This is a genomic window from Plantactinospora mayteni (assembly GCF_016862935.1).
Lineage (GTDB): Bacteria > Actinomycetota > Actinomycetes > Mycobacteriales > Micromonosporaceae > Plantactinospora > Plantactinospora mayteni.
On sequence record NZ_BONX01000050.1, the window covers coordinates 1 to 26960 of the forward strand.

Here is a 26960-nt window from a genome sequence, read left to right on the forward strand (position 1 = left end):
CCCCCGGCAGGATTCGAACCTGCGACACACGGTTTAGGAAACCGTTGCTCTATCCCCTGAGCTACGAGGGCGTCATGATCCAGGCTAGCTGGCGGCGGCTGTCAGCGTACCGCAGGGAGCCACACGGGTGGTCAGCGCTGGCACCGCCACCAGCGGATCGCACACCGACCGCACGTGATCACGGCTTCGCCGACCGACCGTCACCGGCGAGCATGATCGCTCAACGTTACCCACCGTTGATCGCTGCACAGGAGCACACACTGCGCACACGCGCGAAGATCATCGATACCGAGACGGTGAGCTCGGACCGCCAGCCACAACGCCTGGCGGCTCCGCGCCCGACCATGCATTGGCGGCGAGCCGAAGCAGGTCCACGAGTCAGAGATCTGGATGGCGTCCAGCGCACCGACGCGGCGGTTCTAACGAACGCTCCGGCGCGGCCTCGGCAGATCGCCTTCAAGCAACACGATGAGTTACCCACCAACGTGCCCAGCAATGTGCACAGCGGACGGCATCAGACTCACCACACCAACCATCGGGTCAACCGGAGTGAACCCGTTCTCGACTGCGGGTGGCGGTGGGTTTGGGTACGTCACAGCAGCCTGGTCAATGACACGGCAGGCAACTCGCCACTGCCGCCGTTGTGGCCGCCCTGGGCCGGACCCGCTGTATGACCTGCTGGGCAGGTATGCGGACCGGGCGGGTTCGAGCCGCGCCGGGTCCGCGCTGCCGACGCCACAAGGGATGAGCCGGGCCTGCTGGACTTTCTCAACGAGGAGCCGGCTAAGACTCTCAGGTTCGTCGCTGCGTGCCTGGCGGCAACTACTCAGCTCCTGTACGCCGCTGTCGTCAGAATCTAGATCTAGATCCACGAAAATCCTGGAACCAGCTCCACCCTTGACTGTGATGTCTCATCCGTCCCCACACGCCGGACGATGCTCGTGTTACTCGGACGCCGTGTCCGCCGAACGTTCGCCTGGCGCTGATAGCGCTTGTTCGGGAAGCCGCCCGGCCACCATGGCGGCGGGAGCCATCTGGGAGGCGCAACGTGGCAGTCCATTCAGCGAAGACCGAAGCTTTGACGGCTCAGGCGCCCAACGGGGTGGTCTGGACGCGGAAGCCTGGGGGGCGAAGCAGCGCCAGCGACCTGTTGCGGGAGCTGGCCGATCTTGCCAAGGACCACATCGAGCGGGAGTGGGACTGGTGGGAGGAAGGCCGACGGGACAAGGAGCACGAGCGCCAGTGGGCGGTGCTCGGCGAGTGGGACAACGGGGCGAAAGATCCTCCCGGATTCGATCCCGACGCGGCGGCGAAGGCATGCATGGAGGACTTCGACCGCCGGATGGAGGAACAGCGTCGCGAGCGGGAGGCGCTTGCCGCTGTGCGGTACGACAGGGATCGCGAGAGCATGCGGCTGCGGATGCTGGCCGCCGAGGCCGATGCGGCGTTCTTCGGCCACGTGTTGGAGCGGCCAGCCACCACAGTGCAGCGGGACATGGCCGAGCAGCGTATGGAGCAACAGCGCGCGGTTGCCGTCACGATGCGCGAGCAGCTCGGCGACCCAGAGGACGTTGTCGACCGCAACGGCTTCTTCCCTGCACAGCGCCGCGAGATGAACTTGAGCTCCCACATGAGCGTCTGGCGGCACCCGATGCTGCGCGGGCTGCACGAGAGCAAACAGCGCAAGCGGTACAACGCTCTGCTGGCGATGCGTCCGGTCGACTGTGCCGCGATGTGCTCGGAGTGCCAGGCGCCCTCACAGTGGCATTCGTACGCGTTGTCGCTGTGCCTGTTCCGGGGAAAGCCGGAGCCGGGCTCTCAGGCTGAAACGATCGCCAGGATGATGCCTGGATGGTGGGCACGCTGCTACGCCTGCACCGCCTACCAGATTGAACATGTCTGGGGAGGATCGTTCGCCCTGCCCGACTTCGACGGGGAGCAGTGGGCCGCGATGCTGCCACCGACATTGAAGGCCATCTTCGCCGCAGACCCGCCGAAGCCGCGCCAGCCCGTCGTCCGCCCCAAGCCGCTGGCGGTCATCAAAGCTGGCGCGATCGACGAGGTCATGGCGAAGCTGGCCGAGGCGAAGGCGCAGTTCCCGGATGCTGTCGTCCGCAACGGTCGGCATGGTAGCTGGGAACTATGGCCACCCGCCTGACCGCCGCACACGGTATCGCCGTCGCAATCAATCCTCGTCGAGTGGCGACGAGATGCGGCGTGCTCACCTGATCGAAGGGAGGTCCAGCGGCTTACTCTCATAGCCGCGAGTCGCGCGCACCGAAACGACAGACGTCGACACATGGACATACCGGCCCACAGGAGGGCTACCCGGCCGGACGGAGTCTCATGTCGCGTCCGGCCGGGGCAATATTACGGCGATCGCCCAACTCGGCGGCTCACGTCGATGCCGCCCATGCGGACAGTCGTACCGTCCGATGGATCCCGTCAATCGTCGGCGCCACGCGAGCAGGGAGGCGAACATAGGTCCGGATCTTGCCTGTTGCGGCGATTTCGGCGACAATCAGCACTTGCTCGGTTGCTGTGGGCGATGTCGTGAGGACGGCCGAACACGTGGGACAGGCTCCGAAATCACTGGTGCCGGCGCGCTCCGTGCTGGACTACGTCGGCGCCCGGATCCGCCATCTACGTACAGCTTGCGATCTATCGCAAGCTGAACTCGGCGCACGGATCTTCGTCCACCGTGACCTCGTCCGCAAGATCGAGACGGCCGAGCGGATCCCGTCACACGAGATCATCGAACGCTGCGACCAGTTACTCAACGGTCGCGGCTCCCTGACCCGGCTGCTGCCGCTGATCGAGCGTGAACGACTGCTGCGTTCGAACCGAGACGGCGAGGCGCGGTCAACCGTGTTCCGTAGTGCCGCCACTGATCGCCCGGTCCTGGACTGGCTACTGGCCAAACCGTCGAACGGCCGATGTTCATCCCCCGACGATGACACCGTAACCGGCGCCGCAGCGATGCTGGAGCAGCTGCGCAGCCAGGACCATGTGCATGGCGCCGGCGTGACCTACCCAACGCTGGCAGCAGCGCTGCACGGCAAGCTGCCAAGCCTCTGCACCGCGGCACCGCAGATCGCCACCGGTATGCTCGAACTCGCCGGCTACGAGGCGATCGACCTGGGAGTCGACGGACTCGCACAGCAGCATTACCTGCGCGCCCTCGACCTCACAACCCAGTCCGGTAACCATCTCTACGGCGGCTACCTCGTCGCGGTCAGCCTGGCCCACCTGGCATTGCATTGCGGCGACCCGGCTCAAGCGCTACGGCTGGCTACGGCCGGGCTCCACGGTACGGAAAAGCATGCCACCCCCGCTGTCCGGGCCGCACTCCGCACCGTACTCGCCCGCGCTCACGCTCGCTGCGGCGACGAAGCCGCCTGCACCGCCGCACTACGGCAGGCCGAGGCGGACCTCGGGCGCAGCCGCCCCGCCGACGAACCCGAGTGGATCGGCTACTTCGGTGAGGCCGACCTCGCTGACGAGAAGGCCCACTGCTTCTTCGACCTGGGCCTCTACGAACTCGCACACCGCGAAGCCGGCAGTGCCCTGCGACTGCTACCGCCGGACCGGGCACGGCGCATCAGCATTGACACCGCGCTACAGGCTGCGGCGCTCGCGCGCGCTGGCCAACTGGATCGGGCATGCGCCACCGCACGCCGCGCCATCGACCACGCCGCCGGCCTAGCGTCGTTCCGCACCACCCATCGCATCGTGCTCGTGCTCGCCGAACTGCAGCCGCATGCCGACCTGACCGAGGTGCGCGAGGTCGCCGACTACGCCCACGCGGCCCTGCAGCCGCTGATCATGCCGGCATGACAATCCCCAGATCCAGCAACGCCTTCCGGTAGGTAGCCAGTTCCGCATCGAGGGCGACCTGCTGCGCGGATCCCGACAGATAGTGGCCCACTCCGTCGAACCGCACCAGGCCGGCGAGCAGCCCGCGTTGTCGCAGGGCCGTCGCCAGCTCATCAGCGTCATCGACCGGCGCAACCTGGTCGGCAGCCCCATGTACCAGCAGCACTTGCTGCCGCACCGCTGCTGCGACTACCGGCGATGTCGCCGACGCCAGGATCGTCGCATGCGGACGCTGGAACCGTGGCGCGGTCGTCCGCCACCGTTCCGGATCGATGATCGCCGAACGGGCGACCGCGAGGGCGAACGGACCGTCTTCGCAAACCGCTTTCAATGCGGTGTAGCCGCCCGCGCTCGCCCCGGAGATGAACACCGCGTCCGGGCAGACCCGCCCGGACGCGATGAGATGCAGGGCAGCGTTGCGACAATCCTCTACATCGAAGCGGCCCCAGTTCCCGTCAAGCGCCTTCCGAAAGGTGCGGCCGTAGCCCGTGCTGCCCCGGTAGTCGACTTCGGCGACCGCAAAACCGCGACTGGTAAAAAACTGCACCTCACGATCCAGTCGAAACTCGCTGTGATAGGTCGGGCCGGCATGTGGGCGGACTATCAACGGCGGCAACCTACCCTCAACGGGCGAGGGAGGATAGAGCAGCACGGTGATCGTCGTACCGCCACCGGTCGAAACGCGGTGCAGCTCGGGAGTCGACGCGGCAGGCTCCTCGACCCGAGTGGTCGAGCGTCTGATGATCTCGATCTTGTCACTGCCATCCGTCGTGGCTACAGCGATCTCCGGCGCCCGCGTCGGTGACGCGCCGATAAACGCGACCCTGTTCCCCGTCGCCGCGATATAGGGCTTGGTCGAGGTATAGGGCGTCTGGATGACTCGACTCGCGCCGTCGCGTTCGACGACCAACAGTTGCTGCTCTGGCCCGGATTGCACCGTCATGACGACTTGTCCGGCCGGGAGTAGGGCGAAGTTGGTATAGCCGGACTCCCAGGGCGCCGTCGCGCACTCGGCCGACATCGGCGCCACCGCTTCAACGGGGCCGTTACGCCAACGGTACAGATTCCACCAGCCAGAGCGATCCGACATGAAATACAAGGTTCCATCGATCCCCCAGCACGGTTGGATCGCAGACTCCGTGGGACCGCCGGCCAGGCGCCGTGGCCGGCTCAGGTCCTGGCCAGGGGTGTAGTTGGCGATCCAGATCTCGCAGGAGTCCCAGGGCATCACGTCGTTGGTCCATCGCGTCCACGCCAGGCGACCCTCATGAAAGCGCGGCGATGCGAGGAAGCCATCTGTGGTTAGTAGCACCCGCAGCTCGCCTGAGGCCCGATCGAGGGCAACGAGCTGATCGCCACGCTCGTGTTCACGAACGGCGAGCATTTCATCGCCGCAGCCGGCGAGGTCGCCGTATGTGAACCCGTCGTCGCCGGTATGCCCGAACGGAGTAATCAGTCGGCCGGTGGCAGCGTCGACCGCCACCAACGCGCCCGACGGCGCGAAGAGGTGTGGCATACCGCCGTACGCGTGCAGCGAACTGCCCACGCTCCCCCCGGGCACGCTGTAGCCGGTGAGTCCGGTGGAGGCCGAGAGCACCGCAATGGCTCGGCCCGTCGACGGCTGGGTCTCGACCCAGCTCAGCCTGGCACCGACACTCGTCAACCAGTCGAAGTTGGCGCCGACCTCCGCAGAGCGTGGATCGACAGCTACCGTCTCAACGCCGATGCCCTCGAGCACCGATTCAGTCCTCTCGCCCACCTCTCGATCACAGCACATCCGGGCCGAAACGGCTGAACCGTCTCGTCGCCGAACATCCCCGGAGTCCTCTGCCCGGGATGCCCAGTCCACAGGTACCGCCAGCTGCTCTCGCCGGACCAGCGGCCGCAGCAGCCGGCCAATGCTGGCCTGGTGGAGTCGACTGCTTCCGCTCCGTGAGCACTCGGCCGGTCTGCTGGGTTGGCAGGCAGAGCCGGGAACACGGGCCCAGGGATGGACTCGCCCACGACCGAACGAAGCGCGCACCGGAGATCGCGACGTGAGTATGTGCGTCGGCGATTTCAGTCGTCATCTCTGGCCCCGGCGATAGCACCTGCCGACCGTTCGCCGGTACGCCCGGCATTTTGCGGCCAATGGAACTCCGCTCGTCCTCGCCGGATATCCATCGACGTCCGCCACCGCCACACCGCGAAGTCTCCTGAACCGTTTGGTATCTACCCTTGGACAATTCTCGTGTGCACCTCTGCGGCGCAGCCAGCAGAAAGGGAGAGTCCTGCTCCGCCGTGGCCGTAGTTGTGGATCAGGCGCGTGCCCGCAAGCCGTTGCTCTTCGAGGCGGACGCACGGCCGGGTGGGACGTAGGCCGACCCGGTGCTCGATGACCCGGGCATCACGGAGGCGCGGTTCGATGTCGGCGCAGCGGGCGACGATGATGGCGGCGATGTCCAGATCCGGTTCTCGGCTCCACTCGCCGGGTTGGGCGGTACCGCCGAGGACCAGGGTTTCGCCCTGCGGGTAGAAGTGCAGCAGGTCCGGCGAGGGGCCGGTGTCTTCAGAGAAGAATTCGGTGATGCCAGGGTTCTCGACCACGACGAGCTGTCCGCGGATCGGCGTCAGGTCGAGGTCGGGCACGAGGTCGCGGGCCCCCATCCCTGCACAGTTGACGACGACCGAGGCGAAGCCGGCCGCCTCGTTGAACGAGTCGATCCGGCGGATCTCGATCCCACCGCCTGCCTCCTCCAGCCGCCCTCGCAGGTAGCCGAGGTAGACCGGCATGTCGACCAGTGGAGCTGTGTACCGCCACCCGGTGGCGAATCCGTACGGCAGTTCACTTGCCTCGCACATCCGGAATCCGTCGAGTTGGTTCCCCCACTCGGGCGGATCAGCGGGTTCGCGAGAGGCTTCGAGTCCGGGGACGAGTCGCACCCCGGTCTGCGGGTCGGCGGCGAGCTGTCGCAGGACTTCGAGGGTCTGGGCGCTCCAGACGCCTACCCGGTCGACGGGTTCGGCATGGTATGTGCCCCACATCGCCCCGGCCGCGTACGAGTTGGTCCGCTCGGGTGGCTCGGCCGCCCAGATCGTGACCCGCAGTCCGGCTTCGGCCAGGCGAACGGCGGTGGTGAGGCCGGAGACGCCAGCGCCGATGACGAGAGCGTCGAGGCCGCTGCGGCTCACCCATCGAGCGTAGTGTCAGGCCGACTGACGCGCGAGCGTGTTCTCCAGCTCCGGCGGCAGGTCGACGTCGGCCTGGCTGCGCCTACGTCGCCGTAGTGCTTGGGCGAGGGCGTCAAGTAGCACGGTGTTGCGGGTTTGATGATCAAGATTAACCCAACAGGGCTCCGGTGAATTGGCCATGGCGCCGTCGTCCCTTTCGCTACAACGATTCGGCGTGAGCCAGGTGTTGGTGGATTTCGGGTGCGGCATCGGTCAACCACTGTTCGGCGAATACGGCGTGCATTCCCGCCCCGTAGATCCGGCGGTTGGCCTCCGTTTCCGGTTCGGTGGCTGGTGAGAGGGGCAGGACGGCGCGGAGGCGGGTGGTGAGTTCGACGGTTGCCTGGAAGTGTCGTTCCGCTGCGCGGATGTGGTCTTTGAATCGACCGATGCTGACTGGTGGGTACAGAACGGTGGGGGTGTACGGCGGCACGGCGGGGATGGCCGCGAGCCGGGCTTCGTGTCGGGCCTCAACGAGTTGCCGGGTGGTGATGACGGTGCCACTGCCGACGGCGCAGCCGACGATCACCGCGGCGGCGGGTGCCAGGGCGTCGAGGACGCCCGTGAGGCTCGCCGTGAGGACGCCGGCTGCGGCGGGTGCGAGTACGCGCAGGCGTGCGCGTTGGGGGTGGGTGAGGAGTTCGCGGACGTGGTGGAGGTGTTGGGCGGCGAACCTGAGCATCTCGCACGCGTCCTGGCTGCGTGCGTGGTTGGGGCTGTAGGCGGTGGCGAGTTGGTTCCATGCGGCTTCCGCTCGTCGTCGGGCGAGTTCGGCGGACAGGGCCGCGTGGCGGATCTCCTGGTTGTCGGGTAGCGCTCTGGTTGTCGAGGGCATGCTGGTGGTCCTTGGGCTGGGAGGGGACGGTTCGGGCGGCAGCTGTCGAGGGGTGTCGGGCCGCCGCTGTGTCAGGGCAGGCGGGCTACGGCGCCGTAGATCGCGGTCTCTTCGGTACTTGTTTCGGGTTTCGGCGCGCGTTGGGGGTGCCACTGAGTGATCGGAACGAGACCAGGGTCGACGGGTTCCAGGTCGTGCAGGAACGCGGTGATCTCGTCCCGGGTGCGGGGGTGGAAGGAGCCGTGTGCGCCGGTGGCGGTGAGCGCGGCGAGTTGTCCGGCGGTGTGCACCGGTAGTCGGTCGAGCGAGGCGTGGGAGATCGCCAGGTAGCTGCCGGGCGGCAGGGCTTCGATGAGCTGGGTTACGGCCTCGTGTGGGTTGTCGTGGTCGTCGAGAAAGTGCAGGACGGCGACGAGGAGCAGACCGACCGGTCGGGTCAGGTCGAGGGTGGCGTGGATGGCGGGGTCGGTCAGGATGGTTTGGGGGCTGCGCAGGTCGGCGTGGGCGTAGGCGGTGGCGCCTTGTGGGGTGCTGGTCGTCCGTGCGCGGGCGTGGGTGACGACCATCGGATCGTTGTCCACGTACACGATTCGGGCGGCGGGGGCGATATTCTGGGCGACCTGGTGGACGTTCGGGCTGGCGGGGAGGCCGGTGCCGATATCAAGAAACTGGTGGATGCCGGCCTCGGCGGTGAGGAATCCGACCACCCGGTGGAGGAAGCGTCGGTTCTCCCGGACGGCGGTGCGGATCTGGGGGAAAACTTGGGCGATCTGGTCGGCGGACTGGCGGTCGGCGGCGACGTTGTCCTTGCCGCCGAGCCAGTAGTCGTAGCGTCTGGCGGGGTTGGGTCGGGACGTGTCGACGGGTGGGCGTTCCTGATGCATGGCTGGAGCGGGGTTCACGGGGCTGCGGCGGTTCGTGGTGGTCATTCGTGGGTGTCCCGCGTCGGGATTGCCGGGTGACGAGATGCGGTGGCGGGACAAGCCGGTCGTCGTGGGCGTTGCTGCCGTCCGCGCTTCCGGGCGGGGCGGGCGTAGTAGGCGATTCCGGAGAGGAACTGGCCCTGGTCGATCGGGTATTCGGGAGGGTTGACCTCCGCTGTCGTATGCCGAGTTGGCTGGGTAGTGCTGGCTGGCATTCGTATCGGTGTCCTATTGCCGGTTCGTCTTGGTGTGGCTGGCGCCGGTTGGGGTTCCGGTATGGACGTGGAGGGTGCAGCTGATGCGCCGGCGTCGAGGCAGAGCACGATCGGGTCGTAGATGACGGCGGTACCCAGAGGTCCGGTGAACAGCCCGCCGACGTACGGGCGGCCGGTCAGCACGCCGAGGTCCTTCATCGCAGCGTGGAATGGTCGCTTACCGCAGGCGTGCCAGAACTCGGCCTCGCAGAGCATGATCAGGTCCGGGGTGGGGTCGTCGAGGAACGCGCGGACCAGTGGGGCAAGGTCGTAGGAACCATCGGCCCTGAGTCCGCCGGCCTCGTAGTTCAACAGCGAGATCGTGAGTGGGACGGTCACCGCAACCGATCCTTCGACGGACGCCCGCCCAGCCCGGCGTCCTCAGCAGTGCCGCGGCGGTGGTGCTCGCCAGCGGGTCGCCACATCGGGTAAAAGGTGCTGCCGTCGGGCAGGCGGAAGCGTTCGCGCTGGTGGTAGCCCTGTCTGGCGTAGAGGTCGCGGCTTCCGGTGCTGCTCGCCTCGACGTAGGCGGGCACGTCGTCGCGGTCGAGGGTCTCGTGGTGGTGTCGCAAAAGTGCGGTGCCGCGGCCGGTGCACTGCCTGTCGGGTGTGACGGCGAGGAACGCCAGGTGGTGGTGCGGCTCGGTCGGGTGGTGGATGTCGAACAGCTTGTCGAGGAGGTCGAACCGGTCGGTGTACGGTTCGCAGGCGGCCGCGAGTCGCCGGGTGTAGTCCACCGGCGGGGGTACCGGTCGGGTTCGGTCGAACCACACCGCGACGGCGCTGCGGTCCTTGAGGATGTGAACGACGCCGAAGAAGAAGGCGTGTTCGACAAGGATGCGGAAGTTCGCGGTCAGGATCGGCCGGCGCTGGCCGGGGTCGGGCACGAGCCACGCGACGGGACCCAGCGGTTGGAACGCATCGGCGATCAGTGCGGCGACGGCGTCCTTGTCGTGGTAGTCAGCCTTCACGACCGGCGGCAGCCGGGTCACCGGGCCGCCTCCCGACCGGCAGAGACATGTCCGGGCGTGTAGAGAGTGGAGGCGGCGACGCTGCGGGCGCCGAGGCCGATCGTGGCGTACACGTCCGGACGGGTCCGTTTCAGGATCAGTCCCCAAGCGGTGCCGCCGACGGCGGCGGCGAGGTAGCCGGTGGGAACCGCCCAGGCGATGGGGTGAGCGTCAGAGACGCCGAGAAGTGCGGCGACATTGCCGACGGCGAGGACGACCACCACGGTCAAGGCGAGGGTCGCGACCGTGGGGGCGATGAGACGCCGCCACACGCTTTCGCCGTGGGGGTAGCGGCCGAAGAACGCGACGACGGCCACGCTGGTGGCGGCGATCAGGAACAACACGCCGAGGCCGCCGGAGGTGCCGGCCCAGTAGAAGAGATGGATGAGCGGGTCCCCGTCGCCGACCGCGTAGGCGACAATCACCGTCAGGCCGACGGCGCTCTGCCAGAGCGAAGCGGTCCGGGGCGCGCCACTAACCCGGTCGGCGCGGCCAAATCCGGCGGGAAGGACGCGCTCCCGGCCGAGGGCGAACATGTAGCGGGCGGTGGTGTTGTGGAACGCGATCATCGCCGCGACGAGGCTCGTGGCGAACAGGACGTGCCCGATCTCGACCAACGTGTTGCCGAGGTACGCGCCAGCCTGGTTGAAGACAACCTCCGTCCCCTGCACGCGGGCGACCTCGACGATCCGGTCGGAACCGGCAGCGACGGTCATCGCCCACCCGGACAGCGCGTACAGGACCGCGATTACCGCTACCGACAGGTACGTGGCGGTGCGGACGGTACGCCGCGGGTCCCGGGACTCCTCAGAAAAGACGACCGCGGCCTCGAAGCCGACACTGCCGAGCACGGCCAGAATCAGGATCGCGCCGACACCCGGACCGAGCAGATTCCCCGGATCGAGAGCCTCGTAGCTGTACCGGCCGTCAGCGGGATGCGCCAGGCTACCGACGTTGTAGACCATGATGACGGCGACCTCGGCAAGCAACAGCACAGCGAGCACATGACCGTTCAGATCGATCCGCCGCACCCCGAGCGTCGCGGTGACCGCCCACGCCACCAACGCGATGACCCACCAGTACGGGGTGATACCGAACCACTGGTACAGCAGGGGTTGAGTCGCCGCACCGATCGCGCCGTACAAACCGACCTGCAACGCGTTGTACGCCAGCAACGCCACCCACGCCGCGCCGACACCGGCCGGACGGCCAATTCCTTGGGCGATGTAGGAGTAGAACGCCCCGGCGTTGGCCACGTGCCGGGCCATCGACACGTACCCGACCGAGAACAGGCCAAGCAGCAACCCCACGAGCAAAAAGGCGAAGGGGATGCCCGTCAGGCCGGTCGTGGCGAACCCGGTCGTGATGACCCCCGCCACCACGGTAAACGGGGTCGCCGCAGACAGCACAAAGAAGAGCACAGCCGGCACACCGAGACGGTTCTCCGCCAGTGTGGCCGTTACCGGGCTCGTACGACCCGGCGGAGCGGATGGCGACATGTGGGAGCCTCCTATTCACGGGCGAGGGGTAAGCCACCGGGCTGGATCACGAGCGGTAGGAGAGCACCGACTCCCCGACAGCAGCTTCTGTACGAACGAGGAGTTCACGTAGCGGCGGCGCCGCAGTGGCGGTGAGGTAACGCAGGTACTCGCGGCCGGCGGCGGGTGCGTCCTCCAACAAGTCCTCGTCAAAGCCTGTCGCCGCAGCAAGGCTGGCGAGGAACGCATCGGCGGGTTTCATCGGGGTGCGGTCGCGAAGGTGAATCGAGAGCCGGGCTGTCGGCCAGTGTGCGGCGTTCCAGTCGACCGGCACCCACCGCACGCCGGCCGGTCGAAGCAGCCGCCACGATGTCTCCTTCCGGAGGTGCCCTGCACGCCACAACCGCTGTGCGACCTGTTCGACGGCATCTTTGGCAAGGAAGTCGAGCCAGATCCGTACGGTGGTGTGCTGTGGCTCGGCAAGGAGTTGCTCCAGGACGGTGTGCTCGAGGACGTCGGCCGGCGGCCGCTTGTCCACCACCCAGAGCGTCCCGTCGCGTACGTCGATCTTTCCGGCCCACATCAGCTCGGCCAACAACGCTGCCGCCAGCCCGAGCCCGGCCGCTCGCCCGTTCAAGCGAGGCTTACCCGAAACGTCATGATGGGAAAGGCGCCAGAAATCGTCGGCAAGCCGCATCATGTCACCTCCCTTGCCTGATCTGGCCGTATCAGGAACGACTGCGTCCACCATTCCGCCGCTCAGGAGCGGCGTCGCGGTACGCCGATTCTTCCCGGGGGATTTGTCTATCCGATGTCGTACATGACAGACGATCGCGGGTGAGGCCGCGTGGGTCGAGACCGCGCATGCGGACCGCCCGCTTGTCCGCATCGCCGCACGCGGTGCCCAGATCAACGAGCGAAGACGACGTCTGTGGGAAGGTTCTGCGCCGTCCACAGCATGCGGACAAGACAGCTGTCCGCATGTGGAACGTTGTGCGCGTCGCCGCGCTTCGAGTGAATTGGTAGACCTGCGTTGCTCGGCAGAACGAGCCGCATCAGACAGCCCGGCTCAAACACGCGGACGAAGGAGAGACCGTGTCGGTCACCCCCAATCTCAGGCGGACCGATGGCACACTCATCACCGTTGAGCAGCTCGAACGATCCGCGTTGCGACACTCTGTGCCGGTCGAGGACGTTCTCCTGATTGCCATCAATCTGTACGGAATCTCGTCAGACCAGGGCCGGCATCGCGCTCGGCTCTCCGTCCGGCTCGCCAGGCATCCGCAGGTGTCGTGGCAGGTGATCGTGCCGCTCAACGCCGATGTCTCGCCGTTCACGCTGCACGAGGGGAACCTCACGCTTCAGGGAAAGCTCGTCGCGCACGTCGAGGGGATCGACGCCGACGAGGCCGTGGGTGGCTACTACCGCGACGATGGGCGTGCCGCGACCCTCAACCCGAATGCCCGTAGCCGCTGCACCGGATGCGCGTTCTGTCCCAACACTCTGGAGGCCGCAGCCGATCCCCGGCTCGCCGAGGACCGGGCGCTGGACGAACTCCTTGCGGCGTTGGTCGAGCAGCACCCCCGCCGAGACCTCACAGAGTTACGGGAGGTAACGGTTTCGACCGGCTGCTTCGAACGTGAGCCTGCTGCGGTACAGCATCTGCTCGGGCTGCGGGCCGCACTCACACGGCACGGAATCACCGCTCGGATCGGCTTCCTGACCTCCGTCATCCGCAGCCTCGGTGCCTTCCAGCAACTGGCTGCCGGCGTGTCGCCGTTCGTACTTCGGCTGACGGCCGAGTGCTTCACCCGACGTGACCTGCTACTTAAGGCGAGCAAGGCGGAACTGCCCTCGGCGGAGATGCCCAACCTGCTCGCCCAAGCACGCCGCGCCGGCCTGGATACGTCGTACACCTACATCGTCGGCCTCGATCCGTTGACCGACCTGGTCACCGGGGTTACGGATCTTACGAGGCACATCACAGACTTTCCGAACTTCCAGGTCTACCAGGCACACAACTCGATCATGGCCGGACTGCGATCACCAGGGGCGGCAGACCTGGAGTTCTACCTGAGGGCGCGCCGAGCTATAGAGGCAGTTATCGGGCCGACAGGTCTCCGCCCAGCGGCGTGGGAATGCTATCGGCCGTTGTGGTACTTCACCTTCGACCGCGAAACGCTGGTCGACACCAGGATACCGAGGACCGCCCGATGAACGACCTCGTACGGCGGGCGGATGCCCTGTGGCGCGCTGTCACATACGTGAGCGTGGCGCAACTCCACCTGAAGTCGAATCCGCTGCTGACCGGACCGCTGGTTCCGGAGCAGGTCAAAAAGCACCCGTCCGGACACTGGGGCACGGTGCCGGGCGCGGCGTTCGTGCTGAGCCACGTAGCGCTGGCGGGCACAGGCGGCGACACAGACCTCGTGCCCGTCATCGGTGCCGGCCACGCCGGCGTCGCCCAGGTCGCGATGGCGTGGCTCACCGGGGACCTCGCCGCAGTCCGGCCCCGCTTCAGCACGGACGTCGACGGCCTCTCCCGGCTCGTCGCCGCGTTTCCCGATCTCGACGGGCTCGGTGCCGAGGTGTCGCCCTCCCTCCCGGGCGGCTGGTACCTCGGCGGACAGATCGGCGGCGCGTTCGCCTTCGCGCAGGGCGCGGCGCTCGACGCCCCGGACCGGATCGTGGTTCCCCTGCTCGGTGATGGTGAGTGTGAGACGCCCGCAACGGCCGCGGCGTGGCTGGCCGGCCGCGCACTGGCCGACCGTACCCAGGTGTTGCCCGTCATCCACGTCAACGGCTTCCGCATGGGGAACCGGTCCCTGCTCGGAGCCATGGACGATGACGCGCTGCAGGCGTACGCGACCGGGCTGGGCTGGCGGTCCAACGTCGTCCACGTCAACGCGGCCGAGGCAGGGGAACACCTGAGCTTTCACACGACGCTCGTCTCGGCGGTCAACGCGACCAGGAAGCAGCTTCCCACGGTGATCTTCCTCAGATGCCCCAAGGGATGGAGCGGACCGATGAAGCTGGCGGGACATCAACTCTTGGGCACTCCACGCACCCACAAGACGCCTCTTGTCGATCCCCGACGGCACCCGGACCAGTTGGCCGCGCTTCGGTGCTGGCTCGCCTCGTACCGCCCGGCCGAGCTCTTCACCAGCGGCGGAGCCGCGACGGGCGCGCTGGCCGAAGCCGTCCAGGTCGTAAGCCGGCGTGGGCAGGCACGACGGACGGCGTCACATCACGCAACCGGCGGCCGTCCACCCGCTCGCCGGTACGGCAGCTTCGCCGACGCGGTGGCCCCGGTGCTCCGAAAGCACGCCAGGGACGGGGATTTCCATCTGTTCAGTCCCGACGAGCTGGCATCGAATCGGCTCGGGGATCTTGCCGAAGAACCCTGGGCCACCGAGGTTCTCGCGGAAGAGGTGCTGCTGGGCTGGCTCGGCGGCTGGACCGCCACGGGCCGGCGCGGGCTGCTCATCTCGTACGAGGCCTTCGCGCCGCTTCTGCTGACCGGCCTTGTCCAGTTCCTCAAGCAACGTCGACTCGTAGTCCCGTCGGAGCGAGTGCCCAGCCTGAACCTGCTCCTCACCTCGTACGGCTGGCACAACACGTACACTCACGGCGATCCGTCGCTGGTCACGGCCCTGCTCGCGATCCGAGATCCGTCGGTCCGGGTGCTGACTCCGGCGGATCCGAGCCGGCTCGCGATAGCCCTCGACCGCGTGCTCGGCTCGACCGGTCAGCTCAACGTGATTCTCGCGGGCAAGCATCCGACTGACCAGCAGCCATTGGACACCCTCGAACAGGAGTGCAGTCGCGGCCTGGCGGTCTGGCCACACGCCAGCGACGAGGGCGAGCCAGAAATCGTTCTCCTGGCCGCAGGGGACCTGCCGGCAACGACCGCCTGCACCACGGCGCTGTCCCTCAGACTGCGCCACGGCCTCCGGGTCCGAGTTGTTGCCGTGCAGGATCTGACCGTCCTCGGGAACCCGGCGACCTGGCCGTCGGGTCTGTCGGACGCCGAGTTGCAGCGGTACTTCGGACCTACCGCGCCACTGGTCATCGCAACGCTCGGCCACCCTGCGGCTGTCTGGGGTCTGATCGAGGATCGGCTGCACCGCCCGGTGGAAGTGATCGGGTGGTGCGAACCGGACGGCCCGATGCCACAGCACCGGCTGGCGGAAGCGGCTGGGATGAACGTCGCCGGGCTATGCGCGGCGGCGGAACGCCTGCTGGCGACAAACCGGGCCGCCGGAGCCGGCCAACTCGCGTCGGCGGCGGGCGGACAAGCCGGTGGCGCGCCTATGCCCCTGTCCACCCCGCGCCGACCTGTGGACGGAGTCCCGGCGTGAGTCGGCCACGGATAGAGAGCATCGAGACCGTCGATTGCTCGGATCTGGTGATGCCCGGCGACGACGCCTACCTCATTGCCGTACGCGCTGCCGGTCACACCGGCTGGTATGGGCCAGTGAGCGGCCCGGTCGCGATTCTGCTCGACACCTGCGTCGCGCCATTCGCGATCGGTGTGCCCGTCGTCGACCACGACAATCTGCTGATTCGGCTACACCGTGCTCTGGGCGCGCCGCTCGGGACGCTGGCCTCATGGGCTATCGGTGCTCTCGACTGCGCGGTCTGGGATCTTCATGGCCGGATGGAAGAAAGGCCGGTTTCCGTACTTCTCGGATCGTCTGGTGACCAATCTGCTGTTCCGGCATACGCCTCGTGGCTGCGCCTCGACCTCGGCGCCGGCTTCAGTGCGCGGATGGTTCGGCGCGTCGCCGGCCAGGGATGGTGGTTCACCAAATGGAGCTTGCGACCTGACCCGCAACTGGATGTCGAGGCCGACGCGAAACGGCTGGCGCTGATCGTCCGACAGGTCAGCGAAACCGTGGGCGCGCCAGCTGCCTTCGATGCCCTGTGGTCGTGGGATGACGCGCTGATGCTGCGTTTCGGCGAGTTGGTGGACCCCGCCGGGCTGGTCTGGCTGGAGGAACCGCTGAACGCGTACGACATGGCGCGATACGGAGCGCTGGCCACGCCACGCCCGCCCTTGGCACTCGGAGAGCGTCTGCATCTGGGCGACGATCCCATGCCGTTGTTGGGCCTGCCGGCGCTGAGGGCGTTCACTCCCGACGTGGTCGGCTGTGGTGGTCTCACCGCCGCGTTGTCCATGGTGAGGCAAGCGATGGCCATCGGCGTACCGGTGTACCCGCACGGACGGTCTCTCGTCCCTGCTGTGCACCTGGCCGCCGCGTTCCCCGACGCTGTCGCCGCGGTTGAGTACCAGGTGCAGTGGGAACCGCGGCGGCAAACCCTGTTCGTCGACCCAATCCAGTGCGACGCCGGTCGAGCGCTCGTGCCCGAGGCACCAGGCCTTGGCCTCACGCCCAGGAGGCGCTGATGCCCGCCACCGCAGGGAGCGTGGCGGTGGCCGGATCGGTCAGCCACGCCGAGGGCACTTCACAGTTCGTACTCGCCGAGCGGCTCAGCGGCCACGACACGTTCCTCACCGGTGTGCTTCAACTCGGCGACCGGCGAATCGCCGTTCGGATCATCACGCTGGACGACGTGACGGTACTGCGCCCTGTTGCCCCGGGGACGTTCACCGACCTTAAAGCCACCTGGGCTGGGCTGCTGCATCTACCGCACGGCGTCCGACGGCGTGCGATACCCGCCGACCTGACGGCCGCAGCGCACCGACACCAGCGGGTGCTCGACCATCTCGACGACGCCGAACTGCGCTACGCGCTGACCTTCTTGGAAGAGGCAACCACGAACGACATTCGGCAGGTCCGCATCGCCGCGATTGTTGCCGCACTGCCCCCGGTGGCCGAACGTGCAGCGCGGCGGGCCGGCGGAACGGCGCGACCAAGGAATGAGCGTCCGGATGGCTGCTGACTCACCAGCGCTCGTCACGGTGGACGTGGGCGGCACACTGGGCATAGCCGACCGTCCCGGGATCACCGCCGCGCTCGTGGCCGCTTCTCCCCTGGACGCCCGCGACGCCGTGCGGGTGCTTCGGCACCGGTTGCACACCGCGCCGTCGATCACCGATCAACTCGTCGCCGAGGTGTGCGCGGCCCTGCGAATACCGATGGCGGAGTTTCCCCGCGACACGACCGCCGCACCGCTACGGCTGTTCACCGGAGCGACCCAAGCGCTTGAGCAGATCAGCGCGTTGCTCCCGGTGGTGACCCTGTCGAACGTCGCCTGCGTCGAAGCGGACCTCGACGGCTTGAGATCAATGTTGGGCCCTTGGGTGGTGGACCACTTTCCGTCCTGCCGGATCGGGTACGCCAAGCCTGACCGTCGTGCGTTCGAGACGGTGGCCTCGCAGCGGGGCGTGAAGAGCCGCGAGATTGTGCATATTGGGGATCACTGGGAGTGTGACATCATCGGGGCTGTCCGTGCCGGGGCACGCGCTGTCTGGATTTCCGGCGGTCGCACGATGCCCGATACAGACCGGCTCGTTAGGTCGAACGTGCTGACGGCACCTGATCTCGGAGCTGCCGTCGAACATGTTCACAACCTGTGCATGAGGAGACCCCAATGAGTACGTTCGCCGGAACGGTTAACCATTACCGCCGGTACCGCCCGGGGATTCCTGCCGAGGTCGCAGAAATCCTGGCAGGGGCAACGCCCGAGCGCCAGGCAAGGCGCCTGCTCGATGTGGGAACCGGCACCGGCCTGGTGGTCGAGGCGTTGCTGACGCAGTTTGACTACATCATCGCCATCGACACCGACGCCGACATGTTGGCCGCAGCGGAGGCGGCTATCAGACCACAGGTCCCGGCCGGAACCCGGATGGTGTTGCAGAGTTGCGCGGCCGAGGACTTCACTCCGCCGAGTGGCTGGCAGGCCGACCTTGTGACCATCTGTCGCGCGTTCCACTGGCTCGACCAGGCTGGAGTGCTACATCGCCTGGACAACCAGGTCGCTCCCGACGGCGCTGTCGCGATCTTCGGGGACAGCAGCTTCTGGGCGGCAGGCAGCCCCTGGAAGTCCGCCGTCCGCAGCGTCATCCAGGACTTCCTGGGTGAAGAACGCCGTGCTGGCGGCGGTGTATTCCGCCATCACGACCGCCCGTACAGCGAGATCATGCACGAGTCCACCTTCAACGACGTCGAAGAACTGCGGGTGCCAGTACATCGAACCTGGTCGACCGAAAGCATCCTCGGATATCTCTACTCCACCTCGTTCGCCGCGCCCCAGCTGTTCGGCGACCGACTGAAGGAGTTCGAGACAGCCATCCAGCGAACCCTTGCCAGGTTCAGTGACAACGACATCTTCGAAGAAGACAACGAGTTCCTCATCCGCATCGGCCGCCGGAGCCGGTCATGACCCGGTCCGGCCGGCAACTCGGTCAGCTGGCCACCGACGAGATCCGCACCGCGATCACAGAGACATCGGTACTCTGCCTGCCCATCGGCTCATACGAGCAGCACGGGCCACACCTGCCGCTGTCGACAGACACCGTGATCGCGGAGCGGTTCACCAACCGCCTGATCCAACGCTACGGCGACAGCCATGACCTATGGGCGTTGCCAGCGATTCCGTACGGGCTATCGCCCGAGCACGCCTGGGCGCCCGGCACGATCACTCTGCCTCTCTCGGTCTTGACGAACCTCCTGGACGCCGTGTCCGGCGAGTACATTCGCGCCACCGCGGCCCGCAACCTGCTCATCGTGAACGGGCATGGCGGAAACCGCGGCATCCTCGAAGCCGTCGTCTACGAGTTGCGTCAACGACATCGGGTCAACGTCTGCGTCCTGCACCCCAGCTCCATGGCGACCTTCCGACCTGACAGTGAATTGCCGGATATCCACGCGGGGCTCCGGGAAACCTCGATGATGCTGACCCTGTCCTCACAGGACGTACGGCTGGACCGGCTACCCGACGACCACGCCCCCGACCCGGCCCAAGCCGATAACATTCACCGGTTCATTCTCGACCGAGGCACCGCCTGGCCCTGGGACTCGTACGACCCGTCCATAAGCCGGCTCGGGATCATCGGCGGAGACCCCCGTCGCGCAACCGCCGAACTCGGCGAGCAGATCGTCTCCAGTGCCCTCGACCAGTGCCCCGATGTCATCATGCGCCTGACCAAGGCAAAGCCGCTACCGTCCGGACTGTGACCCCTCGGAGGCTTATATGCCCGCTATGACGCAACAGGAAATGGCCGAGTTTGTCCGGGAGGGCGCCATAATCCGGCGCAATTTCGTACCCTCTGATCTCGTTAACCGGGCGCGCTCGTTGATTGATGACTGGTACCGCCGGGAGCTTCAGCCAGACCTTATCGAGTCATACACGCAGCGAACATTCGCACCCGGACTGGGAACGCACCCGGATGTGCTTGCCCTGTTCCACCGATCCGGCGTCGCAGACCTTGTCGAATCCCTGGTTCCCGACACGCAGCCGGTCTCGACGACCCAGATTCAGATTCGCGTACCCGACGCGGTCACCGGTGTGACCCAGTCGGCGAAGGCCATGCATGTAGACGGAGTGTCCTGCCCTCATCTCGATCCGGCCGAGCTGCGGACGTTCACACTCCTGGTCGGGATCGTGCTGTCCGAGGTCAACGAGCGCGACAGCGGCGCGCTGCGCTACGTGCCTGGCGGGCACCTACGCATGGCGGAGTGGTTCAGCACTGAGTGGTCGGTAGGCATGACCGATCAGGTTCCACCGCACATCGACGGCGAAGAGGGCACACCGTTGCTCGGACAACCAGGAGATGTGCTGCTGATGCACCACCTCGTACCGCACGCCGTTGGCCAAAACTCGTCAACGGCACCCCGCGTGATGGCGTACTTCAGGGTCGCGCACACCCGCCATGCCCACCAGCGGCTCCAGGCGCTGCGCGACCCTTGGCTGGAGTATGCGCCGCTGCGGTCATTTGCAGTCTGACCTGGACAAGAAAGAACGCGCCAGGGCGACCATGACGTCGTGCCCGTAGCCCTGCTGAAGAACAATCGCTACGCCTCTGCTCGTCGTCCGGCCCCTCGACCGGATGGCCGCTGTACCGCATGCCCTGAGTAACCATGCCTCAGTTGTGAGCCGACGAGCATCGTGCCCGGAGGGATGGCCGCGATCGGACAGGCGAGCTCACCGCTGGACCGGCTGCGGCGCGTCCGGACACGCCCCGCCACTGGCGCAGCCTCTTCCATGGAAAAACTCAGCCAACCGGAGATCACATGCGCGTCGTAGCCCCATCCGAGGTCGACCTCGCAATGCAGGCCGTGGAGGCCGGCAATCTCGTCGTCATCCCAACGAGTCGGTGGTACATGATCTGCTGTGATGCGGGCAATGTAGATGCCTGCGCCCGGATTTTCGCAGCCAAGCAGCGGCCAATCGAGAAGTCCATGGTTCTGGTGGCGCGTTCCATGGACGCCGTGCGGCAGCGCTTCCGCCTGAGTACGGACGCGGAGCGGCTGGCTGACTCGTTTTGGCCAGGGGAGCTGGCGTTGCTTCTCCCGTGGCGTGAGCCGGCAGACGAAACGCGGTACCACATGGTGGGCAGCCCGGAGGCTCTCGTCACCTATGCCTCCGGCGTCTTGGGCGACCTGGCGGCGCGAGCGTCGTGTCTGGTTGCCGCCACGACGGCCAACCTCTCGCTCCCGAACGCCCCCGGACCCTCCATCAACCTCGCCGAGGTCCGGGAGTTCGTCGCGAAGTCCGGAGCCGACGTGTCGGTCGTGATCGACGGCGGCGTTTGCCCCACCGCCAACCATCTAACGATCGTGCGCTGCGCGGACGACCGAACGGAACTGGTCCGCGAAGGCGCGGTGCACATCCGCGCGATCATGGCGACACTGCCGACGGTTGAATGACACCCGGGCTACCTAATCCATCGCTGTCGCTAAGCAGATGGCGGAGACGGCGGACCGAACGCGAGCAGCGGAACGTCGTACGGGTCGGGCTTGCGGTTCCGGGTGACTGGCGGGTCGAGAATGTCTACCAGGAGCATCTTGGTCAGAACTGGACCCGTGCGACCAACAACCGTTGTCCCGTCGGTGTTGCTCCCGAGACATCAGCTTAGGTGGGGGTAGGGAACACGGCTGGTCCCCCGCCCCGCACCTCGTCGGGTTATCCCTGGCTGGTGAAGCCGGTGAACGCCCGTAGTCGTAGTCGTGCTGCGATTGTGTCGGGGAACGCGTTCTCTGGATCCGCTACGGCACCAGCCTCGACGGCCTCTGCCGCCGCCACCGCCCATGCCCGCCCCGAGACGCCACTGACCATGCGTGGGGTCATCGAGTTTGTCACCACAGGCCGCCGGCTGCTCGACTGGAACATCAGCCAGAGGTGGTCCTCGCCAGCCCTCTCCCGCAGGCGACGATGAGCGCCCGCATCCTGGCCGAAATCCTTGGCGCGCCGATCGCACCGCCAGATCCGCTTTACGCGGAGTGGCTCGCCCCGGACTGCGTACTCGGCGTAGGCCCAGACGACTATCCGAGCGAGCACCAGGCGTGGCGCAGCGAGCGTCTCCGTCGTCCGGAGTCGGCTCTACCACGCGGGGAGAGTCTGACCGAGCTCCGGCGAGGCGCGATGAAAGCTGCATCGCGCGGCCGAGACGAGGCTGCCCGGGACGGCATGACTCTCATCGGTCTTCATTGCCGCCGTGGCCGCATGCCTACAAGGCGCTCGCAGCCCTCAAGAAACATTCCAGGCAACCCGAGACTTCACACTCGGCCGGCAATGATCTGGCCAGCCTGCCCTACACCGAAAGCAGCGCCTCCTCGTTGGAGATGATGAACTCCTTCAGCACGTCCGGCTTGAGATCCACTGCGGGCAGCTTGTCGATCCCCACCCGGTCAAGCTGGTAGTCACCACGCGATGGATCGACGAACTCTTCCCCGGTACGCGCGTCTTCGTTCATCTGGAGTAGCCGGCAAGCGAAGAAGTGCTGGACGGAAACACCCCCACCATCAGGGGCGGTGAACAGAAACACCTGGGCAAACCGGTCTGCCTCGGCACCGAGCTCTTCGCGTAGCTCTCGGCGCAGTGCTGCTTCCAGCGACGCGTCCGTCGACTCCAGCCCACCACCCGGCGTTGTCCAGTACGGAGCCTGGCCGGGCTTGGTCCGCTTGATCAACACAAGTCGGTCGTCCTCATCCAGAAGGATGGCCCGCACCGACCTACGCATGATTTGACGCACGACCTGCCCCCTATCCACGCACGGGACGATTCACTGACAGCAGGGTGAAGGTACCTGGTCACAACTGAGCAGCACAACGAGACGTACCACCGAAAGCGTCTTGGTCGCGGGGAAAGGAAGATGATTGACGGGAGATTCCGTGCTTTCGCGACCGGAGCAGAACTGAAGCGTTTACCTCCAGCGAGTTCTTCCTCGAGCCGGACCCGTAGCATCGTCGATGCCGTCGAAGGTGATTTCGCCGAGGTCGGACAGGTGGGCCACGCGGTGGCGCCGAAGCTCATCGCGTCGTCACTGAGTTCGCGCTCGTGCCGCTCCGCAGCGCGCCGGTGACCCTGCCGGATCAACCCGCCACCGATTCAAGCACTCCCGCTCGTCCAGCACCGTAACCCCGTCGTCCAGCAGACCAATGCCGAAACGTAGCCGGTCCCGCAGTTGATGTTGTGGAGATCAACCGGTCGACAGGCCGCGGATGGGAACGGGATCTGTCGTCACGAGTACGGTCAACGGCGCGTGAACGGAGAGCGGCACGGACGGCCGCCCCCTCATCCGCTGCGAGTTGATCATGGAGCGGGTGGCGGCGTACCAGTCGGCGAACCTGCGGCGTGCCGAGTGCTCGGCCGGTCGACCGTACACCCGCACCTGACGTGCCGCCTGCACCTCGGGTCTCGCCGTTGCCGCCGCTACGCGGCGGCTGACCTGCTGCGCGCGGTGGGCGGCGCGTACCGGCTGGCATGGGTAGCGCTGTCCAGTGCAGAGTAGGCTCACGCATCGGGTCGGCTGTCCCGGCTGGGGCTGGTGGACGGCGATGACTCTGGCGGCCATACGCCAGAGCAGTACGTCCACGACGTCCTGCGGGACGCTCTGGCCCAAGTCGTGGGTGGTGCTCCCGAGGTCCAGGGCGGTGTTCCCGGTGGCCATGTTCGATCTCCTCGCGTCGACGACATCAACGTGGCCGTCGTCGAGGCCGCATCGGCGGGACTGCGGCCGGGCTTCGACGTCGGCCAGGACGATCCACGCTCACCTCTTGCCGGGGATCAAGTCGTCCGGAGCGTTCGGCCCGATGTCGTCTCCCGCATCTACCAATCGGGCTTTGTCAGACGTAGCGAACACTCGGCGATCTGACACGGGTCTCACAGCGGCAACCGCCCGCAAGGCCCGTACCACACCACCCCTCACAGGAGTTGATCTTTTAGATCGACTATTGCGGATAAATTGTTATGTCTGAGCTGTTCCGTCAGAGATCACAGCGGCTACATAGGGCCTACACCTGCGGGCGGGCCGGCGGCTTCTGACAGGGCGCTCACAGCGTTCTCACAAGGTGGCGGGCCCGACGCCGGCAGCACGAAAGAACCCGGCAGACCGGTGTGACCGGTGGCGCCTGCGGGCAGGCGCCAGGAGAATCACTCTTGGTAGCCGATGTGACGGGCGGCGGCGTCCGAGTCGGGCACCTGACCTGGCCTGACAGACCGTATACGCCGACGGCGGTTACGCTACGCGTCTGTCAGTGGCGGCCTGAGCGGATGAGTCCTCAGCGTTGTCAGATCGTGTCAGATCGGCAAGTGTTCGCTACGTCTGACAAAGCCCGATTGGTAGATGTGGGAGACGCGGAGCAGCGCGGTCGGATGCCGGTCGCCGCGGACCTCGGCCGGGGCCCGCCGAGGCGCCGAGGCAGGCGCGGGGCACGCAAGGTCGGTGACATCGGGGTGGCGGGCCGCGACGGCCGTCGCGACGCCGGTCATTCGGCATCCCGGGGGCGTCCGCCCCTCCGGACGCCTTTGACAGCACCCTCATGTCAACGATCTACGTCGATGTCACGGGACTCGCGACCTACCGGCTGTCAATAGATATTGACCGATGTCAAAACTGTCGGCGGCACTCGGGCGTCCACGACATCGATGACTGTCACGGGTCGGGCGATGACAGTTGTCAGCGGCCCTGAGACGTCACGAAGGCCGCGGTGCGCCCTTGGCCACGCATCCGCCGAGGCGTACGACGGCGCGCCGAAGGCGCCCACCTCGCCTAAAGCCTGCGTTGACGGGGACGACCGTGAGCTGGACCGACGGTGCATCCTCCGGCTCGCCGCCGCTCCCGCCAGGCCAGGGGACGCAGCTTGGCGGACCCCTCGGAGACCGGCGCTCGGTACCGGCGGTCAACGCGTCCGGGCAGACCGACATCGGCGACCACCGCGTCGTCGGGGCCACCTCGGTCGAGCATCGATGTCATCTCCGTTGACAAGCGCCAGGGGATCCGATGTCGGGAGACAGACGTCGATGACACGACCTCCCTCGGACAACCCGTGACACCGACGTCAATCAATGTCACGGACATCGACGCCATGCGATGTCATGGACATCGGTGCCATGTCATGTCCAGACACGATCCTCGATGTCAGAAAGTGGTTGTCCTCAGCGCCGGACAGACGACGGACATCGCCGTGTCCGCCATCCTCGCACCGCAGGTGCCCCTTTCGATCGACAGCGTTGTTCGAGGTGACGGGTAACGGCCCCGATGCGGAGCACAGATGGTGGCAGGGGCAGCCGGCCGGACCGGTTGGGGATGGACGCGGAGCGGCATCCACCGTGTCGGCCGCCCGGTCGATCAGCATCGCATCCGTACCCCTGCCCCGCTCACAGTCCAGCGGCGGATAACCTGACCGACACGGAGGGTGATTCTCCCAGCAAGCCGCCGCGCGGACGGCGTTCGCCCTGTAAGCGGCTGTGAGCGCCTGTGAGATCGGCATGTGTTCGCCAGAGCACACAAACACCGGTTTGGGTACGAGGGCGTGGCGGCGACGCCGGAACCAGCCAAGCGCCCCACGGCGGCGGGCGGCCACAAGGTGCACGGTCAGGCAGGCACGGGGCCCGTCCAGCCCTGTGCGCGAGAGCCGATTCGGCCGCCGTCATCCCGGGATTCATCCACCGCGCCGCCGTCACCGCCGGGCAGGCGACGTCATGGCGACCGTCGGCGGATCTCCAATGCTGGCCAGGGCCGATCGGGTCGCTCGGGCCGCAGCGTCTCACTGTGCCGGCACCCCAGCGATACCTGCTCGCCCTGGCCCTGCTGCAGGTCGGGCGGTGCCGGGACGGTTCCGCGGTCGGTGTTTCCGTCGGTGTCTGCCCACGTTCCTGGGTCGCTCTTGAACCTGACCCCGACACGGACTGCGGCTGTGCCTGTCGTCCCAGCACGCCGCGCCGTTGACAGATCCCGCCTCGACTCAGAGAGACCTTCCGGTCTCTCCTCCCCTATCCATGCAGAAAGAGAAAACAGTGTCTGACCAGGTTCTACGTGTGCAGTCCACGCTGATCGCCCGCGACTACCTACTCCTGGACTGGCTGGCCGACCACGGCGTACTGACCACGCCCCAGATCGCCCACGCCCTGTTCCCGTCGCTGGACTTCGCCCAACGCCGGCTCCGCCGGCTACGAAACGTCGGCGTCGTCGACCGGTTCCGCCCGCTCAAGACCGACGGCGGCACCTACCCGTACCACTACGTCCTCGACCAGCTCGGCGCCGAGATCGTCGCCGCCCAACGAGACCAGCCGCCGCCCCGCCCCAGCCAGACGAAGGCCCGACGCCGCCGCTGGACCGTCGCCCGCGTCCTGGCCCACCAGCTCGGGGTCAACGAGTTCTTCACCGACCTCGCCGGCCACGCCCGCACCCATCCCGACCACGAACTGCAACGGTGGTGGTCGGAAACGCGGTGCCGCGAACCCGGCGCCCTCGCCGGCCCCGACGCCCTGATCGAACTAGGCGGCCACCCCGCGCCCATCCACCCCGACGGGCACGCCGTCTGGCGCGCCGACAACCACCGGGTGCCGTTCTTCCTCGAGTACGACACCGGCACCGAGCCACTGACCGAACTCGTACGCAAACTCGCCGGCTACCACCTGATGGCCAAACACCGTGGCCCCCGCTGGCCCGTGCTGTTCTGGCTCCACTCCGCCGAGCGCGCCCACCACCTCCACCAGCGCCTGGCCGGCGAGGCCCTGCTCGTTCCGGTCGCGACCGCGAGCCGTGACCACGCCGACCGTGCGGGCAGCAGCCCCGCCGGCCCGTTGTGGTGGCTCCACCGCCACCACGGCCTGGTCACCCTGGCCGGCCTCGCCGACGCGCTCCCTTACCTCGAAGAGCCCGAGCACGGGCCCGACTCGATCGTGTCCCCATCGAGCTCAATCTGACCGGTCAACATCGCCGACGCACGGTTCCGTCGCGT

23 protein-coding genes are annotated in these 26960 nt (G+C 67.0%); 13 read left to right on the plus strand and 10 right to left on the minus strand.

Going from position 1 to position 26960, the window contains the following annotated elements:
• Positions 1-1150 precede the first annotated feature (1150 nt).
• Together Pma05_RS33055 and Pma05_RS33060 are read left to right on the plus strand one after the other, a co-directional pair.
• Entirely contained in the window at positions 1151-2158 is a 1008-nt protein-coding gene (locus Pma05_RS33055) for a hypothetical protein (RefSeq protein ID WP_203861441.1), read from the plus strand.
• Between the two features lie 383 nt (positions 2159-2541).
• Positions 2542-3837: a helix-turn-helix domain-containing protein gene (locus Pma05_RS33060; RefSeq protein ID WP_203861442.1), complete on the plus strand. Its 1296-nt coding sequence runs from the start codon at positions 2542-2544 to the stop codon at positions 3835-3837.
• Here Pma05_RS33060 and Pma05_RS43035 read toward each other — a convergent pair.
• From Pma05_RS43035 to Pma05_RS33100, 8 genes are all read right to left on the minus strand, one after another.
• The gene (locus Pma05_RS43035; RefSeq protein ID WP_239313625.1) at positions 3824-5614 is read right to left on the minus strand and encodes a S9 family peptidase; all 1791 of its coding nucleotides are present in this window, start codon (positions 5612-5614) and stop codon (positions 3824-3826) included. The two genes, Pma05_RS33060 and Pma05_RS43035, sit on opposite strands and share 14 nt — an antisense overlap.
• A gap of 473 nt (positions 5615-6087) precedes the next feature.
• On the minus strand, positions 6088-7047 hold the full coding sequence (locus Pma05_RS33070; protein WP_203861443.1) for an FAD-dependent oxidoreductase: 960 nt from the start codon (positions 7045-7047) through the stop codon (positions 6088-6090).
• Positions 7048-7246: 199 nt separating this feature from the next.
• Entirely contained in the window at positions 7247-7921 is a 675-nt protein-coding gene (locus Pma05_RS33075; protein WP_203861444.1) for a hypothetical protein, read from the minus strand.
• Between the two features lie 71 nt (positions 7922-7992).
• Entirely contained in the window at positions 7993-8805 is an 813-nt protein-coding gene (locus Pma05_RS33080; RefSeq protein ID WP_203861445.1) for an SAM-dependent methyltransferase, read from the minus strand.
• 41 nt (positions 8806-8846) lie between these two features.
• On the minus strand, positions 8847-9437 hold the full coding sequence (locus tag Pma05_RS33085) for a hypothetical protein (RefSeq protein ID WP_203861446.1): 591 nt from the start codon (positions 9435-9437) through the stop codon (positions 8847-8849).
• Positions 9434-10081, minus strand: coding sequence for a GNAT family N-acetyltransferase (locus Pma05_RS33090; RefSeq protein WP_203861521.1), 648 nt, complete (start codon positions 10079-10081; stop codon positions 9434-9436). Before Pma05_RS33090 ends, Pma05_RS33085 begins: the two co-directional genes overlap by 4 nt.
• A gap of 5 nt (positions 10082-10086) precedes the next feature.
• Positions 10087-11607 (minus strand): APC family permease, encoded by a 1521-nt coding sequence (locus Pma05_RS33095; protein ID WP_203861447.1) that lies wholly within the window; start codon positions 11605-11607, stop codon positions 10087-10089.
• Positions 11608-11653: 46 nt separating this feature from the next.
• Positions 11654-12286 carry a GOLPH3/VPS74 family protein gene (locus Pma05_RS33100; RefSeq protein ID WP_239313628.1) on the minus strand — a complete coding sequence of 211 codons (633 nt, stop codon included), beginning with the start codon at positions 12284-12286 and terminating at the stop codon, positions 11654-11656.
• Between the two features lie 395 nt (positions 12287-12681).
• Here Pma05_RS33100 and Pma05_RS33105 point away from each other — a divergent pair, with 395 nt between their 5' ends.
• The 10 genes from Pma05_RS33105 (at position 12682) to Pma05_RS44120 (ending at position 22341) form a co-directional block, all read left to right on the plus strand.
• Complete coding sequence (locus Pma05_RS33105; RefSeq protein ID WP_203861448.1) at positions 12682-13803, plus strand: hypothetical protein; 1122 nt, start codon at positions 12682-12684, stop codon at positions 13801-13803.
• Positions 13800-15947, plus strand: a complete 2148-nt coding sequence (locus Pma05_RS33110) for a phosphoketolase family protein (protein WP_203861449.1) — start codon at positions 13800-13802, stop codon at positions 15945-15947. The genes Pma05_RS33105 and Pma05_RS33110 overlap by 4 nt, the downstream gene beginning before the upstream one ends.
• Positions 15944-16996: an enolase C-terminal domain-like protein gene (locus Pma05_RS33115; protein WP_203861450.1), complete on the plus strand. Its 1053-nt coding sequence runs from the start codon at positions 15944-15946 to the stop codon at positions 16994-16996. The genes Pma05_RS33110 and Pma05_RS33115 overlap by 4 nt, the downstream gene beginning before the upstream one ends.
• Entirely contained in the window at positions 16996-17493 is a 498-nt protein-coding gene (locus Pma05_RS33120) for a hypothetical protein (RefSeq protein WP_203861451.1), read from the plus strand. Before Pma05_RS33115 ends, Pma05_RS33120 begins: the two co-directional genes overlap by 1 nt.
• The gene (locus Pma05_RS33125) at positions 17483-18148 is read left to right on the plus strand and encodes an HAD family hydrolase (protein ID WP_203861452.1); all 666 of its coding nucleotides are present in this window, start codon (positions 17483-17485) and stop codon (positions 18146-18148) included. The genes Pma05_RS33120 and Pma05_RS33125 overlap by 11 nt, the downstream gene beginning before the upstream one ends.
• A complete protein-coding gene (locus Pma05_RS33130; protein WP_203861453.1) occupies positions 18145-18936 on the plus strand; it encodes a class I SAM-dependent methyltransferase in 792 nt (263 codons plus the stop codon). Before Pma05_RS33125 ends, Pma05_RS33130 begins: the two co-directional genes overlap by 4 nt.
• Positions 18933-19730: a creatininase family protein gene (locus tag Pma05_RS33135; protein ID WP_203861454.1), complete on the plus strand. Its 798-nt coding sequence runs from the start codon at positions 18933-18935 to the stop codon at positions 19728-19730. The genes Pma05_RS33130 and Pma05_RS33135 overlap by 4 nt, the downstream gene beginning before the upstream one ends.
• Positions 19731-19755: 25 nt before the next feature.
• Positions 19756-20499, plus strand: a complete 744-nt coding sequence (locus tag Pma05_RS33140; protein WP_203861455.1) for a phytanoyl-CoA dioxygenase family protein — start codon at positions 19756-19758, stop codon at positions 20497-20499.
• A 287-nt stretch (positions 20500-20786) separates the two neighbouring features.
• A complete protein-coding gene (locus Pma05_RS33145) occupies positions 20787-21422 on the plus strand; it encodes an L-threonylcarbamoyladenylate synthase (protein ID WP_203861456.1) in 636 nt (211 codons plus the stop codon).
• 454 nt (positions 21423-21876) lie between these two features.
• Positions 21877-22341 carry a histidine phosphatase family protein gene (locus Pma05_RS44120; RefSeq protein WP_372441602.1) on the plus strand — a complete coding sequence of 155 codons (465 nt, stop codon included), beginning with the start codon at positions 21877-21879 and terminating at the stop codon, positions 22339-22341.
• On the opposite strand, the gene Pma05_RS33155 is transcribed toward Pma05_RS44120, so the two are convergent.
• Positions 22307-22747, minus strand: a complete 441-nt coding sequence (locus tag Pma05_RS33155; protein WP_203861523.1) for an NUDIX hydrolase — start codon at positions 22745-22747, stop codon at positions 22307-22309. The two genes, Pma05_RS44120 and Pma05_RS33155, sit on opposite strands and share 35 nt — an antisense overlap.
• A gap of 447 nt (positions 22748-23194) precedes the next feature.
• On the minus strand, positions 23195-23665 hold the full coding sequence (locus Pma05_RS33160; RefSeq protein ID WP_203861458.1) for a hypothetical protein: 471 nt from the start codon (positions 23663-23665) through the stop codon (positions 23195-23197).
• Between the two features lie 2348 nt (positions 23666-26013).
• On the opposite strand from Pma05_RS33160, the gene Pma05_RS33165 reads away from it, so the two are divergent.
• Positions 26014-26925: a replication-relaxation family protein gene (locus Pma05_RS33165; protein ID WP_203861459.1), complete on the plus strand. Its 912-nt coding sequence runs from the start codon at positions 26014-26016 to the stop codon at positions 26923-26925.
• Positions 26926-26960 lie beyond the last annotated feature (35 nt).